Origin of the sequence: Mesorhizobium sp. BR1-1-2 (assembly GCF_020165435.1) — a bacterium.
Classification (GTDB): domain Bacteria; phylum Pseudomonadota; class Alphaproteobacteria; order Rhizobiales; family Rhizobiaceae; genus Mesorhizobium.
Genome location: NZ_JAIUID010000008.1, coordinates 198,576 through 217,939, shown reverse-complemented (window position 1 = coordinate 217,939; position 19,364 = coordinate 198,576). Strand labels below are relative to the sequence as shown.

Genomic DNA, 19,364 nt, shown 5'->3' with positions numbered 1-19,364 from the left:
CGCGACGCGGCCTCAGCGTGTCGGCCCGGCCCCCAACGTCGCCACCGTCTTGAGGGCGCCATCGAGCATGTCGCCCTTCTCGTCCTTCAGCGCCGCCTCGCGCAGCCGGCGGATCCAGTCGGCGGCATCTTCGCGCCCCTTGAGCAGGTCGAGCGCCGACAGCACGCGGTCGAATTTCGACTGGGCACGGACATGGGTGTCGCTGTAGCCCTTGATCAGCCGGCGGCAGTTGAGGATCTCGACGGCCAACGCATAGTCGTCACGCGCATGGCCCAGCGCCAGCGCGTACCAGCGCTCCAGATGCGCGGCTTCCACCTTGTGGCGCAGCAGCCGGCGGCGCCAGCGGCGCAGGCCGCCGATGAACCACAGCGCGGTGAAGCCGGCAAAACTATCGGTACGGATGCGCCGGCCGCGATTGATGCGACGGTCAAGGAAGGCGGCGAGCTTCGGCCGGTTCTCGATGTAGCTGCCCAGCGCCGCCGGCAGCGTGCCGCAGAACTCCTCGATGCGCGGATGGAAATACTCGGTCACCTGCAGGACCGAGCCATCCTTGACGCCGACCTCCTTGCGCACGCGTTTGTCGCGGGTCGAGCGCGTTTTGAGATCGGCGACCCGGATCATGTCGTCGTAGCATAGGGCGTTCGCCAGATGCTTGGCGGCGGCGATCGAGAGGGCATAGGCCCGATCAGGCCCATCCAGCACGACGGCTTTGTCCAGGCGGTCGAGATATTCGCGCCCATAGGCAATGTCCTGATAGTCCACGACCTTTCGCAGACCGCGCAACGCCATGTCGCGCACCGCCACGGGCATCACGTCGATGCGGGCGGCCAGGGCCTGCCAGCCTTGCAGGAGGTTTTGCGGGCCACGCACCTGTCCGGCAGCAAGGGCGGAGCCGACGACAGCTGCTTTCACCGGTCTTGGTGCAGCGGATGACGCCGTGCCGCGCGCGCGATCATAGGCGGCATCGAAGGCGGCGAGGCTGGCCTTGACGCCGCGGCCGCCGGCGCCGATCGCCTCCTGGTAGCTTTCGCGCGTGAACGGCAGGGCGTCGGAGCCCGCCAGCGCGCCAAGCAGGCTGGCCGAGATCATCGACCCGTTGTCGGCGGCGATCTTTTCCATGTCGAAGGCGATGAAGCGCTTCGATGCGGCTTGCGCCGTCGCGTGCACCTTCGACGATGACGCCCTGCCGTCGCCGGGCTCGATCTTTTCCGACACGGCGGCGATGCGGTGCGAAGAGGTGATCAGCGTCGTGCGCTCGGGGGTGACGAAGCCGCGGATAATGGCGCGGCCGGCTTCCATCAGTTCGGCGGCGATCAATATGTCGACGTCGCCTTGCGAGGGCGACAGCGCGAAGACCGGCAGGCGGCCGGTGTCACGGGCCATCTCGACGTAATAAATCGTGGCGCCGGTGCGCTGGGCGACGCCGGCCACCGAGGTCGATTGCGCGACGTAACCGTTGCGCTCGGCGACATCGGTGATCCAGTCGGCAAGCACGCCGCCGCCCTGGCCGCCGACGGCGAGCACCGCAAGCTTGATAACGCGTTCATCGTCGGCGGCGCCTGTCTTCGGGCGCAGTGAGGCGTTGTGATCAAGCATCGGCGAACACCAGGCGGCGGCCTTCGCGGCGACGCTGCAAAAGGCCGATGACAGCGCGCCGGGCGCTCTCGAGGAAGCGGTCCCAGCGGCTCGGATTGTGCACGACATCGGCGCGATAGAAGGACGGGCACAGCACGGCCGCATCGGCGACCTCGCCGCAATTGCCGCAGCCGACGCAGTTCTGGTCGATGCTCGCGACGGGATCGTCGCGCAGCGGATCGTCGAGCGACTTCACCGACAGCGACGGGCAGCCGGACAGCCGCATGCAGGCATGGTCGCCGGTACAGATATCCTCATCGACGCCGAACTTCGGTTTGACGACGCGGGTCCCACCCTTGATCGCCTTGTCGACCAGAGGCTTTTCGCGGCGCTGGCGGTTGAGCATGCATTCAGACGAGGCGACGATGACCTTCGGCCCTTTCTCGTCTGTCGTCAGCGCTTCACGCAGCGTGTCCTGCATCTTGCCGACATCATAGGTGCGGTCGACATGGCGCAGCCACTTGACGCCCATGCCTTTCACCGCCTCGGTGATGGGATGCTTGGTCGACTTGGTCTTGTTGCCGGCGCGGGACGACAGGATGTCCTGCCCTCCCGTCGCGGCCGAGTAGAAATTATCGACGATGACGATGACGCCGTCGTTCTTGTTGAACACCGCATTGCCGATCGAGGAGGTCAGGCCGTTGTGCCAGAAGCCGCCATCGCCGACGAAGGAGATCGAGCGGCGTTTTGCATCGGGCGAATTGAACGCCGAGGCCGAGGCCGGGCCGAGCCCATAGCCCATTGTGGTGGCGCCGAGTTCGAAGGGCGGCATGATCGAGAACAGATGGCAGCCGATGTCGGACGCGATGTGGTGCTTGCCGAGTTCCTGTTCGACCAGTTTTGTCGCGGCAAAGATCGGCCGCTCCGGGCAGCCGATGCAAAAACCGGGCGGTCGTCCTGGAACGACATTGATCAGGTCCGCCGTATCAACGCCCTCGCCGACCTTGTTGGGCGCCCGCACTTCGCCGGGCAGTAGGTGCGGCGCCTCGGCGCGCAGGAAGGCGCCGATGCCGTCGAGCATGACCTGCCCGGTATATTCGCCGGCCATCGGCAGGTGCTCCTTGCCGACCAGGCGGGTGCCACGCCCGGCCTTGTGCAGCATGGCGGCAAAGGCCTGCTCGATGTAATTGGGCTGGCCTTCCTCGACGACCAGCACCGCCTGCTTGCCTTCGCAGAAGGACAGGAATTCGTCGTCGATCAACGGATACACGGCATTGAGCACGTAGAGCGGCACGTCGGTCCCGCCATAGGTGTCGGCAAGGCCGAGCCGCTGCAAAGCGCGGATGACGGAATTGTACATGCCGCCCTGCATGACGATGCCGATGGAGCCGTGATCGGAACCGAAGATCTCGTTGATCTTGCGGCTCTTGATGAAATCCACCGCCGCCGGCCAGCGCTTCGCGACCTTCTCCTTCTCGTGCAGGAAGGAAGCTGGCGGCAGCACGATGCGGCCGGTGTCGCGGCGCGGCGCTGCAAGCGCATCGGCCACCGTCATCGGCGGCCGCTTGTTGTCCTTGGCGATGAAATGGCCGTGGACATGGCAGCAGCGGATGCGCACCTGCAGCATGACGGGCGTGTTGGAAATCTCGGACAGTTCGAAGCCGTCCTCCACCGCCTTGACGATCGAGGGCAGGTTCGGGCGCGGGTCGAGCAGCCAGACCTGGCTCTTCATGGCGAAGGCATGGCTGCGCTCCTGCATGATCGAGGAGCCCTCGCCATAGTCCTCGCCGACGATGATCAGCGCGCCGCCGGTGACGCCCCCGGAGGCCAGATTGGCGAGCGCATCGGAGGCGACGTTGGTGCCGACCGTCGACTTGAAGGTCGCCGCGCCGCGGATCGGATAATGCACCGAGGCAGCCAGCATGGCGGTGGCGGTGGCTTCCGAGGCGCTCGCCTCGAAATGCACGCCGAGTTCGCCCAGAATGTCCTGCGCGTCAGCCAGCACGTCCATCAGATGGCTGATCGGCGCACCCTGGTAGCCGCCGACATAGCCGACGCCGCATTGCAGCAGCGCCTTGGTGATGGCGAGGATGCCTTCGCCGGCAAATTCTTCGCCGGCGCCGAGCCTCAGCTTTTCGACTTCCTTGGCAAAAGACCGTTCGGCCATTTTTGGCCTCCTTCCGTTGCCGCCCGGCTTCGGCGGCGCGTAGCTCTAGATGTCGTGCTTGCGAATGTTCTTCAGCATCTTCTGCAATGTCGCGATCAGCGCAGCGTATTCGGCGTCGTCGACATCGTCGAACATGGCCTCGAAAGCGTCATGCATGGCCGGCCAGGCGCGGGTGAACTCGGCGCGGCCTTCGTCGGTCAGGAACACATGGCGGATGCGACTGTCGCTAACCCCCTGCTCGCGCCGCACAAGCCCCTGCCCCTCAAGCGTGTCGAGCGTGCGGCTCAAGGTGGACTGCTCGATCACCGTGTAGACCGAGAGGTCGTTGACGGTGACGCCGTCGGTGACCGACAGCACGGCAAGCGCCCGCACCTGCGAAATGGTCAGGCCCTGCTTGCGGAAATCGTCGCGCAAGGTGGCGTTGTAGCGGCCCATGATGCGGTTCATCAGATAGGGCGCGAATTGCTGCAGGCCGATCTGACCCAAGGTCGAAATGCGCTGGCGCTTTTCCGCGATTTTTTGCTCCATCACAGTCTCCCCGCCAGGAGAAAGCCGGAGCCGCCGCCGAGGCCCGCGCCGGGATGGGTAGAGGCGCCGACGTGATAGAGGTTCTTGATGCCGGTCTGGTGGTTGCGGCTGGTCTTGAACGGCCGCCACAGGAAGGACTGGTCGATAGTCGAGGAACCGCCATAGGGGTCGCCGCCGACCAGGTTGATGTTCATCGCTTCGAGATCGGCCGGCGAATAGGCGCGGCGCGCGATGACGCTGTCCTTGAAGCCATCGATATGGCTGGCAAGGATCGCTTCGGCGCGATCGGCATAGGCCTCGCGCAGGCCGTCGGTCCATTGCCCGTCCGCCGGCGCCTGCAGCTTGCCGGCGGCATCACCCCTGATGTGACGGGGCGCCTCGGGCAGTTGCAGCCACAGGATCGCCTTGCCTTGCGGGCAACGCGAGGGATCGAGCGCGTGCGGCTGGCCGACACAGATGGTCGGCACTTGGGGCAGCATGCCCCGCACCGCCTCGTTGCAGGCCTTCGACACACCGTCCAACCCAGGCGTCAGATGCAGCAGCGCCACCTTGTCCAACCCCTGGCCCCGCCAGGACGGCGGCTTGTCGAGGGCATAGTGGATCTGGAAATTGCCTTTGCCGTAGCGGTATTTTTGCGTCGCCTCGATGTCACCCCTGGGGCTGTCGTTGCCGAGCAGCCGGCCGTAAAGCTGCGTCGGCGTGACCGAGCAGATGACGCTCTTCTTCGCATTAACGGTCTCGCCCGAGGCCAGTCGCACGCCGGTAGCGCGACCTTCGGTCAGGATGATCGAGGCAACGTCGGCGTTGGTGGAGATGACCCCGCCGCGCTCCTTGATGAGCGCCTCGAAGGCCGACAGCAGGTTCTTCGCCCCGCCCTTGACGACCGGTGCGCCCGCAGCCTCCAGCGCGAAGGCGATGACCTTGGCGATCTGGCCGGAGAAAGCATCTTCCGGCCCAAGTCCGGCATGCAGCACCCAAGGCGCCCACAGCGCGCGAATGGTCTCGGACCGATAGGTGCTTTCCAGCCATCCGCGCGCCGGCACCAGCGCGTCGCCGAGAAAGGCGGCCAGCCCGCGCGGACTCCGCCGCCAGGCATCACCGGCCAGCAGCTTCATTGTCGGATAGGACCACAGGCTGCCGCCGAGCAGGCCGAACAGCAGCCCGGCATTGCGCTCGATGCCGCCGACGTCCTCGGCATGCCGGTCGCCGTCGCCTGCCGCGATCGCATTGAAGGCGGCGATGTTGTCGGCGCGGTCGGTGCCGAGCACCGCATGGCTGCCGTCCGGGCGCAGCACGCCGGTCGGCGTGGTCGTGTGGCAGAATTCCAGGCCATGGCGGGCGAGGTCCTTGCCCAGCGCCGCATAGGCCGGCGAGGTGATGAACAGCACGAAGGTCGTCGCCATCACATCATGGATGAAGCCGGGCGCGGTGATTTCCTCGGTGCGCATGCAGCCGCCGATGCGGTCGTTGCGCTCGAGCACGAGCACCTTGGCGCCCTTGCCGCCCAGCATCGCCGCGCAGACCAGCGCGTTGATGCCACTGCCGACGATGATGTGGTCGGGGGCGTTCATGAGTGGCTGCCCCCGGCCGGCCGAGGGTAGGGTTCAAACACGCGATGTCGAGTTCCGTCGCGCCCCCCTCTGTCCTGCCGGACATCTCCCCCACGAGGGGGGAGATCGGCCGTCATTGATGCCCCGCTCGTTCTGCAACGTCGGCGAGTATCGAAGACTAAGCCGCCAGCCAATCTCCCCCCTCGTGGGGGAGATGTCCGGCAGGACAGAGGGGGGCGCCGTAGAGCTCCAGCGTTGCCCTTCTCCCACCTCGTCACTGCATCATCGCCCGCGCCCATGATCTTCTCCCGAAGATCCACTTCGCCCTATTTGCCCGGCACCAGCGCCAGTGCGCGGATCGGGCTGCCGGTGCCGTGCTCGATCTTGAGCGGCGCGGCGATCAGGATGGCGCCCTTCGGCGGCAATTGGTCGAGATTGCACAGGCTGGCCAGGCCGTAGCGGTTGGCCTTGTGCATCAGCGTGTGGGCCGGGAATGGCGGCTCCATGCCGCCGGCCTTGCCGGCATCGGTGCCGATCGTCTCCGAGCCCCAGCCCTTGATGTCCTTGCTGATCAGGAACTGGATTGCTTCCGCCGTGGGGCCGGGCGTGTGCGGGCCGGTCTCGTTGGCGTTGAGGAATTCGGCTTCCGAGCCGTTGCGCTTGTACCAGTCGGTGCGCATCACCACCCATTCGCCTGATTTGATGGCGCCATGCTTGGCTTCCCACGCCTTGATGTGGTCGACGGTGAGCAGGAAATCATGGTCTGCGGCGGCTTCCTTCGAGCAGTCGATGACATTCACCGGACCGATGAAGTTCTGCGCCGGAATGGTGTCGGTGGCGCCGTCGGGATAATCCTTGCCGCTGATCCAGTGCTGCGGCGCGTCGAAATGCGTGCCGGAATGCTCGCCGAGCTTCAGCCAGTTCCAGGCCCACCAGGGACCATTCTTGTCGTAACGGGAGATGTTATGGATCTCGACCTTCGGCGTGTCGACGGCGAGTTCGGGCGGCAGTTTGATCAGCGGCGTGTCGGGACCCAGCGGCGCCGACAGGTCGACCACCTTGATGGCGCCTGAAAGAAGCTGGCCGGCGACCTCGCCGAGGAGTTTTTGCGTGTCCATGGTCTCTGTTCCCTCTTGTCTGATGGTGCTGAAGGCTCGTCTCGGCCCTTAATATCCTACTAGACGAAAACATATGCATCTGCAATTATCTTTAAGCATAAAGGAAATGGGTGCGGGGCGTGAGCGAGTTCGACGCCATCTTTGTCGGGGCGGGCCACAACAGTCTGGCTTGCGCCGCGCATCTGGCGCTCAAAGGCTGGAAAACCGCGGTTTTCGAGTGCAGCGCAACGATCGGCGGCGCCGTCCAGACCCGCGAATTCACGCTGCCGGGGTTCCGCCACGATTTCGGCGCGATGAATCTGAGCCTGTTCGCCGGCTCGGCCTTCCACCGGAAATATGCAAATGAATTGAAAGCCCACGGGTTGGAGTTCGCGCCGGTCGCCGACTGTTTCGCCAGCGCCTTCCCGGACGGACGCTGGTTCGGCGTCAGCAACGATCTGGAAAAAACGGCCTCGCGTATGGCTGCCTTCTCCGCCGCCGACGCCGCCACATGGCGCAAGCTGGTCGCCGCCTTCCCGGCGGAGGCCGAGCATCTGTTCCGCCTCTTGGGATCGCCGATGGGCGCCCGCGCGCTTGCCGGCACGGCGTGGAAGCTGTGGCGCAAGAAGGGCCTTGCCGGGGCGCTCGACACTGGGCGCCTGCTGCTGTCATCGCCTCGCGCGTGGCTGGAGGAGACTTTCGAGTCGCCCCATGTGCGGGCGACGCTCGCCACCTGGGGCATGCATCTCGACTTTGCGCCCGACATCGCCGGCGGCGCCGTGTTCCCTTATCTGGAATCGATGGCCAACCAGAGCTTCGGCATGGTGCTGGGCAAGGGCGGCGCAGACACCATCATCCGTGCCTTGTCGGGCATGGTCACGGCAGCCGGCGGCAAGATCTTCACCAACGCCGAGGTAGCCGAAATCACGGTTTCGGCCGGCAAGGCGACGGGTGTGCGGCTCGCGTCCGGTGAGACGCACACGGCCACAAGGGCGGTCATTGCCGGCGTTGCACCCAAGGCATTGGCCGGCACGCTTTTGCCCAACGGTTCCGGCGACGCTGGCTTCGACACGGCGATGCAGAAATTCCGCCACGCGCCGGGCACCATGATGATCCATCTGGCGCTGGACGACCTGCCGGACTGGCGCGCCGGCGCCGAGTTACGGCAGTTCGCCTATGTGCATCTGTCACCGTCGCTGGACGCCATGTCGCGCACCTATCAGCAGGCGATGGCCGGCATGCTGCCGGACGAGCCGGTGCTGGTCGTCGGCCAACCGACGGCGGTCGATCCGTCGCGCGCGCCTCAAGGCAAGCATGTTCTGTGGGTGCAAGTGCGCATGTTGCCGGCAGAAATCCTCGGCGATGCCGCCGGCAAGATCGCGCCCGTGCATTGGGATCAGGTCAAGGATCGCTATGCCGGGCGCGTGCTCGACATCATCGAGACCTACGCGCCCGGCCTGCGAGCCAAGATCCTTGGCCAGGCCGTGTTCTCGCCCATCGACCTCGAGCGCGAGAACCCGAACCTCGTCGGCGGCGACCAGCTTTGCGGCAGCCACCACCTGGCGCAGAACTTCCTTTTTCGCCCGGCACGCGGCTACGCCGGCTGGAACACGCCGGTGGCCAATCTGCATCTCACCGGTGCCGCGACCTGGCCGGGCGCCGGAACGGGTGCCGCCTCGGGCTTCATGCTCGCGCAACAGCTTGGCGGGAGGTAGGAGCCGAAACGGATTGGGGTGAAGCAAGGCGAGGCGCGGTTGCCCAGCAAACCCACTGATCAGACAATGAAGCCACGCGCAGAAAACAGAAAACCAACAAGGGGAACGACCATGACAATCAACAGACGCGAATTGCTCGGATACGGTGCCGCCGCACTGGGAGCCACTGCCATCGGCCTGCCGAAGGTCGCCAGGGCGGCCGCCGGCGAACTGACCATCGCCTACAATGTCAACCTGCCGTCCTGGGATCCGACCACCGGACCTTCGGCGGTCAATCCGACCATCCAGGGCCTCTACCAGTCGGTGTTCGACCAGTTCATCCCGCAGAAGCCGGACCTGTCCTTCGCGCCGGGCCTGCTCACCGAATGGGGCTGGAACGACGACCGCACCAAGATCATGATGACGGTCCGCGAAGGCGTGACCTGGCATGACGGCTCGCCGTTCACGCCCGAGGACGTGGTCTGGTCGCTGCAGCGGGCGGGCGATGAGAAGACCGGCAACCCGATCCAGTTCGTGTGGAAGAACGTCAACAACTTCAAGATCGACGGCAACAAGATCACGGGCGATGTCGTGCAGTTCGACCCGGTCTATTTCAAGTGGATGTCGTTCCTCACCGGCTACATCATGCCGAAGGCCTATTACGAGAAGGTCGGCGCCGAAGGCTTCGAAAAGGCTCCGATCGGCACCGGCCCCTACATGGTCGAGAAGTTCGAACGCAACGCCTTCCTGCGGCTCAAGGCCAATCCGAAATACTGGGGCGGCAAGCCGGCCTTCGAGAATGTGACGATCAAATTCGTCACCGACGCGGCGAGCCGTGTCGCCGAGATCGAATCCGGCTCCTCGCAGGTGACGCTCGAGATCCCCTATGAGGAGTATGACCGCCTGATCGCCAAGGACGGCCTTGCCGGCTCGATCAAGAATGTTTCCGACATCGGCATGATCTTCTTCAACGACATCGAGGCGATGCTGGACAAGAACGTGCGCCAGGCAGCCGTCATGGCGGTCGACAAGGAGCTTCTGGTCAAGCGGCTGCTGCGCGGCTACGGCCAGCCGCTCGCCACGCTGGAAACGCCGGAATACGCGGCCTACGATGCCTCGATCAAGGTCGAGCACAATCCGGAAAAGGCCAAGGAATTGCTGGCCGCTTCCGGCTACTCGCCGGAGAAGCCGGTCAAGTTCACCATCCAGACGACCAAGGGCTTCAAGCCCAAGGACTATGAGATGATCCAGGCGATCGTCGGCATGTGGCGCAAGGTCGGCATCGAGGCGACGATCGAGGTCTACGAGATCGCCAAGCACTACGAACTGCGCGCCGCCGACAAGCTGGCGCCGGCGGCCTTCTACAACTGGGGCAATGCCATCGGCGACCCGACCACCTCGACCGGTTTCGCCATGTATGGGCCGAGCCCGCACTCGGTGTGGGACAGCCAGGACCTGATCGACATGATCAACCCGCTGTGGGGCGAGAAGGATGAGGCCAAGCGCATCGCCGGCTGGAAGGCGGTCGACAAATACATCGCCGAGCAGGCCTATGTGCTGCCGCTGATGCAGTACGCGCAGCCGATCGTGCATGCCAAGGGCGTCAACGTCGTCCAGCACGTGTCCGGCGCGCTGTTGCCGGCCCTGATGACCCCGGCTTGATTTGTGGCGGGAGGCACGCTGTCGCGATACGGCGTGCCTCCTCCAACGTCGCAGCCCCCTTATCCGGCCGCTTCGCGGCCACCTTCTCCCCAGGGGGAGAAGAGGTCGCGCACGGCTGAGCCAGTCTCTTCTCCTCTCGGGGAGAAGGTGGCCCGAAGGGCCGGATGAGGGGGCTGTTTCACTCCAACAGTCAATGGAATGCGTAGGCCTACGCTAGAATGCTCCTGCAACGATTCCTGATCCGTCTTTTGACGATGCTGATCACGCTGTTCGGCGTGGCCGTCGTCGTCTTCGTCGTGATCCGCATCGCGCCCGGCGATCCGATCGCCATGATGCTGCCGCCCGGCGCGACCGATGCCGACATCGCTCGGCTGCGGGCGCTCTACGGCCTCGACAAGACGATCATCGAGCAGTTCTTCATCTGGCTGTCCGGCGTCGTCAGGGGCGATTTCGGCACCTCGATCTCGCTGCGCCAGGATGTGCTGGGACTGGTCTTCAACCGGCTGCCGGCGACGCTGGAGCTTGCCATCGTCGCACTTGTCATGGCGGTGGCTATCGGGGGGACGACGGCCATCCTCGGCGCCCGCGAACGAGGCACGGCGGTCGAAGCCGGCATCGACATCGCCAGCGGGGCGGCACTTTCCATTCCCGACTTCCTCTGGGGCCTGGTGCTGATCCTGCTGTTCGGGGTGCTGGTGCCGATCTTCGACATTTCCGGGCGGGTCTCGCCGCAGCTAGACCTGCCCTTCGTCAGCCAGTTCTATCTGTTCGAAAGCTTGCTTCGGCTGCGCCTCGATCTCACATGGGACCTCCTGAAGCACATGCTTATGCCGGCAGTGGCGTTGGCATTGCCGCTGGCGGCGATCATCTCGCAGTTGTTGAAACAGTCGCTGAAGGAAGTGCTCGACCTCGACTATGTCGTGCTTGCGCGGGTGAAGGGTTTTTCGGAAACGCAGGTCATCCTGCGCGAGGCGCTGAAGAATGCCGCACTGCCGACGCTGACGCTGGTCGGCGTGCAGTTCACCTTCCTGATCGGCGGCACGGTCATCGTCGAGCGGCTGTTTTCCTATGAAGGCCTCGGCAACATGGCGATCGACGCCGTCATCAACCGCGACCTGCCGCTGATCCAGGGCATCGTGCTGGTCTTCGCGCTGCTGTTCGTGCTGATCAATCTCGCGGTGGACGTGATGTATGCGCTGCTCAATCCGAGGCTGCGCCATGGATGACGGCCGCATCTCGAGACACGGCTCAAGCGCCAAGCTTTGGCTGGCCGGCGGCTGGCTGCTGCTGGCGCTGGTGGCGGCCATCCTGGCGCCGCTGGTCGCGCCACAGGATCCGTTGGCGCAGGATCTGATGCTGGAACGGCTGCCGCCGTTCTGGCTCGATGGCGCCGAGCCCGGCTATTGGCTGGGCACCGACAGCCTCGGGCGGGATCTCTTGTCACGCCTGATCTTCGGCGGGCGCATCGCCTTCATCGTTGCCTTCGCCGCCGCCGTCGCCGCCTGCCTGGTCGGCTCGACCCTTGGGCTGATCGCCGGCTATTTCGGCGGCTGGGCCGACCGCATCATCTCGCGCATCGTCGATGTCTGGATGGCCTTCCCGCCGGTGCTGTTCGCCATCCTGCTGGTCGCGGTGCTGGGGACGGGCCTCAGCTCCGTCATCCTCGCCATCGCCATCATCGACTGGACGCGTTTCTGCCGGGTGATCCGCGCCGAGGCGATGGGTCAGTCGCGCATGGACTATGTCGAGAACGCCCGCATCGCCGGCTATGGCCGCATCGGCATCATGCTGCGCGAAGTGCTGCCCAATGTGGTGCCGTCGATCGTGGCGCTGCTGTCGCTGGAAATGGGCATCGCCGTCATCGTCGAGGCGATCCTGTCCTTCGTCAACCTGTCGATCTCGACCGACGACCCGACCTGGGGCGGCATCATCGCCGAGGGCCGGCTGTCGATCCACCAGGCCTGGTGGGTGCTGGTATTCCCGCTGATCACGCTGATCCTGACCGTGCTGTCGTTCAGCCAGTTCGGCGAAGCGCTGAAGACGCGTTTCGATCCGGTGCTGCGATGAGCGCCTGTCTCGACATCAAGGAGTTGAGCGCCGTGCTGCCGAACGGCCAGCGCGTGCTGCGCTCGGTGTCGCTTGCCGTGCAGCCCGGCGAAGTCCGCGCACTGGTCGGTGAAAGCGGCGCCGGCAAGACGATGATCGGCAAGGCGGTGCTTGGCGTCTTGCCGTCGAGCGTGCGTGTCGTCGAGGGCGATATGCAGCTCGAGGGCGAAGACCTCGGCAAGCTCACCCCGAAGGCACGGCGCACGCTGATCGGCGCGCGCACCGCACTCATCCCGCAGGATCCGCTGACCGCGCTCAACCCGTCGCGCCGCATCGGCCCGCAGATGACCGACCGGCTGGTGCGCATCCTGGGCTGGAGCGGCGGGAGGGCCGAAACCCGCATCCGGCAATTGCTGGACGAGGTGCAGATCCGTGACCCCGACCGGGTACTGAAAAGCTATCCGCACGAGCTTTCCGGCGGCATGCGCCAGCGCGTGCTGATCGCCGCAGCCTTCGCCGCCGAGCCCCGGCTGATCGTCGCCGACGAGCCGACCACGGCGCTCGACGTCACCGTGCAGAAGCAGATCCTGCGGCTCATCGCTGCATTGCAGCGCGAGCACGGCACGGCAATCCTGTTCGTCACCCACGATCTCGGCGTCGTCGCCAAGATCAGCCAGAAGGTCTCTGTGCTCTATGCCGGCAAGGTGGTGGAAGAGGCCGAGACAGCTACCCTCTTCGCGGCACCGCAGCACCCCTATACGCGGGCGCTGATGGCCGCCACGCCGCGCTACACCGATCCCTTCGCCTCGCTAAAGCCGGTCGACGAGGCAGTGCTGGCCGGGCTTGCTGCCGAGATCGCCGCCGTCGATCAATCCTGGAGGCGGCCGCATGGTTGAGCCGCTGCTTTCCGTGCGCGGCCTGAAGATTGCGCTGCCCGACATGACGCGCAAGCCGCTGATCGGCCGCGCGCCGCTGGCGGAAATCCTAAAAGGCCTAGACTTCGACCTGCCCAGGGGATCGGTGACCGGCATCGTCGGCGAGTCCGGATCCGGCAAGTCGACGCTCGGCCGTGCCCTGGTGCGACTGCTGGAGCCCAGCGCCGGCAGCATCAGTTTCGAGGACCGCGACATCACGCATCTGCCGGAGGCGGAGTTGCGGCCGCTGCGCCGCGATCTGCAGATGATCTTCCAGGATCCGATGTCGTCGCTCAACCCGCGTCGCACCATTGCCAGCATCATCGCCGCGCCGCTGAAGCAGAACGGGCTTGCCGACAATCTCAGGGACCGCGTGGCCGAGGCATTGCAGCGCGTCGGCCTGCCGCAGAGCTTCGCCGGCCGCTACCGCCACGAACTGTCAGGCGGCCAGCGCCAGCGCGTCGGCATAGCGCGCGCCCTGGCGCTGTCGCCGAAATTCGTGCTGGCCGACGAGATCGTCTCCGGCCTCGACGTCTCGACGCAGGCGCAGATCCTCACCCTTCTGGAGAAACTGGCGGCGGAGATGGGGCTGACGGTCGCCTTCATCAGCCACGATCTGTCGGTCATCCGCCGGCTGTGCCGGCAGGTCATCGTCATGCGCGAAGGCAGGATCGTCGAAGCGAGCGCAACGGACGCCCTGTTCGAAAATCCCCGACAGAACTACACGCGCCACCTGATCGCGGCCATCCCGCTGCCCGAAATCGACGAGGGGTGGCTGGACATTCCTGCCGCCGCCAAGGTTCCGACATGAATACATACGCACGCCGAAAAGCGGGCTCGGATGTGCGGCCGGCCAATGACAAATCCCCGCCAAATGGAGGAGAAACTGACATGAAGACAATAATTCGAAATGCCGCGCTCGCTGCCGCCATCCTCGGCAGCACCGGTATGGCGGCAGCCAGCTCGATCCCCGGCATGCGCGGGCACGACCACACCGGCATCACGGTTCCCGACATGAAGCAGGCGGTCGACTTCTTCACCGACGTGGTCGGCTGCAAGAAGGCGATGTCGTTCGGCCCGTTCGCCGACGACAAAGGCACCTTCATGCAGGATCTTCTCGGCGTCGATCCGAAGGCTGTCATCGAGCAGGTCACCATGGTTCGCTGCGGCTATGGCTCGAACATAGAGCTGTTCAAATACACCGCGCCGGACCAGAAGGACCTGACACCGAAGAACAGCGACATTGGCGGTTTTCACATCGCCTTCTATGTCGACGACGTCGCGGCGGCGAAAGCCTATCTCGAGGCTAAGGGCGTCAAGACCAGGTTGGGGCCGCTGCCGGTCAAGGAAGGACCGGCTGCCGGCCAGACCATCCTCTACTTCCAGGCGCCCTGGGGATTGCAACTGGAGGCGATCAGCTATCCCGACGGCATGGCTTACGAGAAGGGTGCCGAAACGGTGCTGTGGAGCCCGAAGAACCCGGAAAAGTGACCCACGGGCCCGCGCGCTCGCGGTGATGCGCGAGCGCGTGGCCCGCTATTTCGCATAATCATTTCGGTATAAAACTTTAAGCTTGAAATATCTCAGCCCGGGCGCGATACTGAAATCCAGCAAGCGAAGAGGAGATCGCACAGATGAAGGTTGCGGTTCTCGGCGGCGGACCAGCCGGCCTTTACTTCGCCATTTCGATGAAGCTGAGGGACGCCGCGCATGATGTGACGGTGTTCGAGCGTAATCGCGCCGACGACACGTTCGGCTGGGGCGTCGTTCTGTCAGCCGAAACGCTCGAGAATCTGGCCAGGAACGATCCGGTCAGCGCCGTCTGGATCAAGAAGCATTTCGCGTATTGGGACGACATCGCCGTGGTCCATGACGGCGTGCGCACTGTGTCCTCAGGCCACGGCTTCTGCGGCATCGGCCGCAAGCGGCTCTTGATCCTGTTGCAGCGGCGCGCACGCGAGCTCGGCGTCAAGCTGATGTTCGAGACCGACATCGCCGATCCGAAGCCCTATATGGAGACGCATGACCTGGTCGTCGCCGCAGACGGACTGAACTCCAAGGCGCGTAACAGTTTCGTCGATATCTTCAAGCCCGACATCGATACGCGCAAATGCAAGTTCGTGTGGCTCGGCACCCACCAGAAATTCGACGACGCGTTTACGTTCATTTTCGAAAAGACCGAGCATGGCTGGGTGTGGGCGCACGCCTACCAGTTCGACAGCGACACCGCGACCTTCATCGTCGAGTGCAGCGAACAGACCTGGGCCGCCTTCGGCTTCGGCGCGATGACGCAGCAGGAATCCATCGCCGTCTGCGAACGCATCTTCGAAAAATATCTTGGCGGCCATGCGCTGATGACCAATGCCAACCATATCAGGGGTTCGGCCTGGATCAATTTCCCGCGCGTGCTGTGCGAACGCTGGTCGTTCGAGAATCTGGCGCTGATGGGCGATGCTGCGGCATCGGCGCATTTCTCGATCGGTTCCGGCACCAAGCTGGCGCTGGAAAGCGCGGTGGCGCTGGCCGAGTATGTCGAAACCGAACCGGACCTCGACGCCGCCTTCCGCAAATATGAGGATGCGCGCCGCACCGAGGTGCTGAAGCTGCAGTCGGCGGCGCGCAATTCGCTCGAATGGTTCGAGGAGGTGGAGCGCTATCTCGGTCTCGATCCGGTGCAGTTCAACTATTCGCTGCTGACCCGCTCGCAGCGCATCAGCCACGAGAATTTGCGGCTGCGCGACGCCGAATGGCTTGAAAGCGCGGAGGAATGGTTCCAGCGCCAGGCGGGCGCCGGCGCCAACAGGCTCCGCCGCGCACCGATGTTCGCGCCCTTCAAGCTGCGCGACATGCGGCTCAACAACCGCGTCGTCGTCTCGCCGATGGCGCAATACAAGGCTGTCGGCGGGTGCCCGACGGACTGGCATTTCACCCACTATGCCGAGCGCGCCAAGGGCGGCGCCGGGCTCATCTACATCGAGATGACCTGCGTCAGCCCGGAAGGGCGGATCACGCCCGGCTGCCCGGGCTTCTATGCGCCCGAACATGAGGTGGCGTGGAAACGGCTGGTCGATTTCGTCCATACCGAGACCGAAGCGAAGATCTGCGCACAGATCGGCCATTCCGGCGCCAAGGGCTCGACACGGGTTGGTTGGGAAGGCACCGACGTGCCGCTGGCCTCCGGCAACTGGCCCGTCATGGCGGCATCGGCGGTCGCGTGGTCACCTGAGAATCAGGTGCCGAAGGCGATGGACCGCGCCGACATGGACAGAGTGCGCGACGAATTCGTGGCTTCGGCGCAGATGGCCGACCGCTGCGGCTTCGACATGCTGGAGATCCACGCCGCGCATGGCTATCTCCTGTCGTCCTTCATCACGCCGGTCACCAACCGGCGCACCGACGACTATGGCGGTTCGCTTGACAACCGCATGCGCTATCCTCTCGAAATCTTCCGCGCCGTGCGCGCCGCCTGGCCGGCGCAGAAGCCGATCTCGATGCGCATTTCGGCCAATGACTGGGTCGGCATCGAAGGCGTGACACCTGCCGACGCCGTCGAGATCGCGCGGCTGTTGCATGAGGCCGGCGTCGACATTTGCGACGTCTCGGCAGGACAAACTTCGGTGCTGGCCAAGCCGGTCTATGGCCGCATGTTCCAGACGCCGTTTTCCGACCGCATCCGCAACGAGGTCGGCATGGCGACGATGGCGGTCGGCAACATCTATGAGCCGGACCATGTCAATTCGATCCTGATGGCCGGCCGCGCCGACCTGGTGGCGCTGGCACGGCCGCATCTCGCCGATCCCTACTGGACGCTGCATGCGGCGGTGACGCTCGGCGACCGTGGCGTCAAATGGCCGGATCCCTATCTGCCGGGGCGCGACCAGACCTACCGGCTGGCCGAACGCGACGCCGCGGCGGGGCTGAAAGTATGACGGCCGCCGCGATGATCGCCGGCAGCCACGCCCTTGTCACCGGCGGCGGGTCCGGTGTCGGCCGCGCCATCGCGCTGGCGCTGGCCGGTGCCGGCATCGACGTCACCATATGCGGCCGGCGCGAGACGGAGCTGGCCAAGGTGGCCGGCGAAAGCAAAGGCATTTTCGCCATCACTGCCGATGTCACCAATGAGGCGGCGATGGCATCGCTTTACGAGACGGCGGAGGCCGCGCGCGGGCCGTTCGACATCGTCGTCGCCAATGCCGGCATGGCGGGCAGCACGCCGGCGCAAAAGACCGCGCTGGCCGACTGGCAGCGGACGCTCGACGTCAACCTGACCGGCGCCTTCCTGACGGTGAAGCCGGCGCTCGCCGGCATGGCCGCGCGCAAGGCGGGGCGGATCGTGTTCATTGCCTCAACGGCGGGACTGAAGGGCTACGCCTACGTCGCGCCTTACGTGGCGGCCAAGCATGGCGTCGTCGGCCTGATGCGGGCGCTTGCCGCAGAGACGGCGAAGTCCGGCGTGACCGTCAATGCGGTGTGCCCGGGTTTCGTGGAAACCGAAATGCTGGAGCAGTCCATCCAGCGTATCGTCGAAAAAACCGGCCGCTCGACTGAACAGGCGCGGGCGAGCCTTGCCGCGACCAATCCGCAAGGCCGCTTCATCCAGCCGCAGGAAATTGCCGCAGCCGTGCTGTGGCTGTGCGGCGATGCGGCGGCGTCGATCACCGGACAGGCAATTTCGATCTCAGGAGGCGAAACATGGTAGCCGGCCCCCTGCCCGCGCCGTCGGGACCCGGCAAGGATCGCTTGCGGCTGTGGATCAGGCTGCTGCGCGCCTCGCGCACGATCGAGGCCGAACTGCGCGAGCGCCTGAAGAAGGAATTCAACACGACGCTGCCGCGCTTCGACGTGATGGCCGCGCTCTACCGCGCGCCCGAAGGCATGCTGATGAGCGACCTGTCGCGCTTCCTGCTGGTGTCCAACGGCAATGTGACGGGGATCGTCGACCGGCTCGTGTCCGAGGGGCTGGTCGCCCGCGCCCGCCGCAATGGCGATCGCCGCACCTCGATGGTGCGGCTGACGGATGAAGGCTCCAAGTCCTTCGCCGTCATCGCTGCCGCTCACGAGGGCTGGGTCGGCGAATTGCTGGGCAAGGTGAGCGAGGACGACGCGCGCCGGCTGACCGGCATGCTGACCTCGTTCCGCAGCAACTGGGAGGGACGCGAATGAGCAAGATGGCCGGCTTCAAGCCGAAGCATTTCCTCTGGGAGGTCGAAGGCAGGATCGCCAAGGTCCGGCTCGACCGGCCGGAGCGCAAGAACCCGTTGACCTTCGACAGCTATGCCGAACTGCGCGATACGTTTCGCGACCTCGTCTATGCCGACGATGTCGACGCCGTTGTGTTCCTGTCCAATGGCGGCAATTTCTGCTCCGGCGGCGATGTCCACGACATTATCGGGCCGCTGGTCAAGATGGACATGAAGCAGCTCCTGGCCTTCACCCGCATGACCGGCGATTTCGTCAAGGCGATGCTGAACTGCGGCAAGCCGATCATCGCGGCGGTGGATGGCGTGGCGGTCGGCGCCGGCGCCATCATCGCCATGAGCTCCGACATCCGCATCGCCACGCCGGAAGCCAAGACCGCGTTCCTGTTCACCCGCGTCGGCCTCGCCGGCTGCGACATGGGCGCCTGCGCGATCCTGCCGCGCATCATCGGCCAGGGCCGCGCCGCCGAACTGCTCTACACCGGCCGCACCATGACGGCTGCCGAAGGCGAGCGCTGGGGGTTCTACAACAGGCTTGTAGAGGCGGCTTCCTTGGAAGCAGAAGCGCTCGACATGGCCGCGCGCATCGTCTCCGGCCCGACCTTCGCCCACGGCATCACCAAGACGCAGTTGAACCAGGAATGGTCGATGGGGCTCGACCAGGCGATCGAGGCGGAAGCGCAGGCGCAGGCGATCTGCATGCAGACGCGCGATTTCGAGCGGGCGTACAAGGCGTTTGTCGCCAAGGAAAAGCCGGTGTTCGAGGGGGATTGAGATGGTCGCTTTGCTGGAGACGTTGGCGGGCCAACGCCCCCCTCTGTCCTGCCGGACATCTCCCGCTCTCGGGGGGAGATTGGCAGCGTCCGCATCGGCACCCTTCCTGCAACGTCGGAGATTGGCGAAAGCGTGCGCGACAGCCGATCTCCCCCCTCG

16 protein-coding genes are annotated in these 19,364 nt (G+C 65.2%); 11 read left to right on the top strand and 5 right to left on the bottom strand.

Translation table 11 applies throughout. The annotated features are described in order from the left end of the window. Window positions 1-12: 12 nt before the first annotated feature. The 5 genes from LB551_RS20030 to LB551_RS20010 form a co-directional block, all read right to left on the bottom strand. A complete protein-coding gene (locus LB551_RS20030) occupies window positions 13-1,596 on the bottom strand; it encodes an indolepyruvate oxidoreductase subunit beta family protein (protein WP_224624904.1) in 1,584 nt (527 codons plus the stop codon). Continuing rightward, window positions 1,589-3,742 (bottom strand): indolepyruvate ferredoxin oxidoreductase subunit alpha, encoded by a 2,154-nt coding sequence (locus LB551_RS20025; RefSeq protein WP_224660229.1) that lies wholly within the window; start codon window positions 3,740-3,742, stop codon window positions 1,589-1,591. The genes LB551_RS20030 and LB551_RS20025 overlap by 8 nt, the downstream gene beginning before the upstream one ends. 45 nt (window positions 3,743-3,787) lie before the next feature. Continuing rightward, window positions 3,788-4,270 (bottom strand): MarR family winged helix-turn-helix transcriptional regulator, encoded by a 483-nt coding sequence (locus LB551_RS20020; RefSeq protein WP_140550152.1) that lies wholly within the window; start codon window positions 4,268-4,270, stop codon window positions 3,788-3,790. Next, complete coding sequence (locus tag LB551_RS20015; RefSeq protein WP_224660228.1) at window positions 4,270-5,841, bottom strand: phytoene desaturase family protein; 1,572 nt, start codon at window positions 5,839-5,841, stop codon at window positions 4,270-4,272. Before LB551_RS20015 ends, LB551_RS20020 begins: the two co-directional genes overlap by 1 nt. Window positions 5,842-6,146: 305 nt before the next feature. Continuing rightward, complete coding sequence (locus LB551_RS20010; RefSeq protein WP_140550154.1) at window positions 6,147-6,938, bottom strand: cyclase family protein; 792 nt, start codon at window positions 6,936-6,938, stop codon at window positions 6,147-6,149. A 119-nt stretch (window positions 6,939-7,057) separates the two neighbouring features. Here LB551_RS20010 and LB551_RS20005 point away from each other — a divergent pair, with 119 nt between their 5' ends. From LB551_RS20005 to LB551_RS19955, 11 genes are all read left to right on the top strand, one after another. Continuing rightward, window positions 7,058-8,632, top strand: a complete 1,575-nt coding sequence (locus tag LB551_RS20005) for a phytoene desaturase family protein (protein ID WP_224660227.1) — start codon at window positions 7,058-7,060, stop codon at window positions 8,630-8,632. Window positions 8,633-8,743: 111 nt separating this feature from the next. After that, window positions 8,744-10,273, top strand: coding sequence for an ABC transporter substrate-binding protein (locus LB551_RS20000; protein ID WP_140550156.1), 1,530 nt, complete (start codon window positions 8,744-8,746; stop codon window positions 10,271-10,273). Between the two features lie 218 nt (window positions 10,274-10,491). Further along, complete coding sequence (locus tag LB551_RS19995) at window positions 10,492-11,499, top strand: ABC transporter permease (protein ID WP_224660226.1); 1,008 nt, start codon at window positions 10,492-10,494, stop codon at window positions 11,497-11,499. Continuing rightward, on the top strand, window positions 11,492-12,340 hold the full coding sequence (locus LB551_RS19990; protein ID WP_224660225.1) for an ABC transporter permease: 849 nt from the start codon (window positions 11,492-11,494) through the stop codon (window positions 12,338-12,340). Before LB551_RS19995 ends, LB551_RS19990 begins: the two co-directional genes overlap by 8 nt. Next, window positions 12,337-13,215: an ABC transporter ATP-binding protein gene (locus LB551_RS19985; RefSeq protein ID WP_224660224.1), complete on the top strand. Its 879-nt coding sequence runs from the start codon at window positions 12,337-12,339 to the stop codon at window positions 13,213-13,215. Before LB551_RS19990 ends, LB551_RS19985 begins: the two co-directional genes overlap by 4 nt. Continuing rightward, entirely contained in the window at window positions 13,208-14,044 is an 837-nt protein-coding gene (locus tag LB551_RS19980; protein WP_224660223.1) for an ATP-binding cassette domain-containing protein, read from the top strand. The genes LB551_RS19985 and LB551_RS19980 overlap by 8 nt, the downstream gene beginning before the upstream one ends. 80 nt (window positions 14,045-14,124) lie before the next feature. Next, window positions 14,125-14,724, top strand: coding sequence for a VOC family protein (locus tag LB551_RS19975; protein WP_224660222.1), 600 nt, complete (start codon window positions 14,125-14,127; stop codon window positions 14,722-14,724). Window positions 14,725-14,867: 143 nt separating this feature from the next. Beyond that, complete coding sequence (locus LB551_RS19970; RefSeq protein ID WP_224660221.1) at window positions 14,868-17,162, top strand: bifunctional salicylyl-CoA 5-hydroxylase/oxidoreductase; 2,295 nt, start codon at window positions 14,868-14,870, stop codon at window positions 17,160-17,162. Beyond that, on the top strand, window positions 17,159-17,932 hold the full coding sequence (locus tag LB551_RS19965; protein ID WP_224660220.1) for an SDR family NAD(P)-dependent oxidoreductase: 774 nt from the start codon (window positions 17,159-17,161) through the stop codon (window positions 17,930-17,932). Before LB551_RS19970 ends, LB551_RS19965 begins: the two co-directional genes overlap by 4 nt. Then, window positions 17,926-18,396: a MarR family winged helix-turn-helix transcriptional regulator gene (locus LB551_RS19960; protein WP_140513060.1), complete on the top strand. Its 471-nt coding sequence runs from the start codon at window positions 17,926-17,928 to the stop codon at window positions 18,394-18,396. The genes LB551_RS19965 and LB551_RS19960 overlap by 7 nt, the downstream gene beginning before the upstream one ends. Continuing rightward, window positions 18,393-19,205, top strand: coding sequence for an enoyl-CoA hydratase family protein (locus LB551_RS19955; RefSeq protein ID WP_224660219.1), 813 nt, complete (start codon window positions 18,393-18,395; stop codon window positions 19,203-19,205). The genes LB551_RS19960 and LB551_RS19955 overlap by 4 nt, the downstream gene beginning before the upstream one ends. Window positions 19,206-19,364 lie beyond the last annotated feature (159 nt).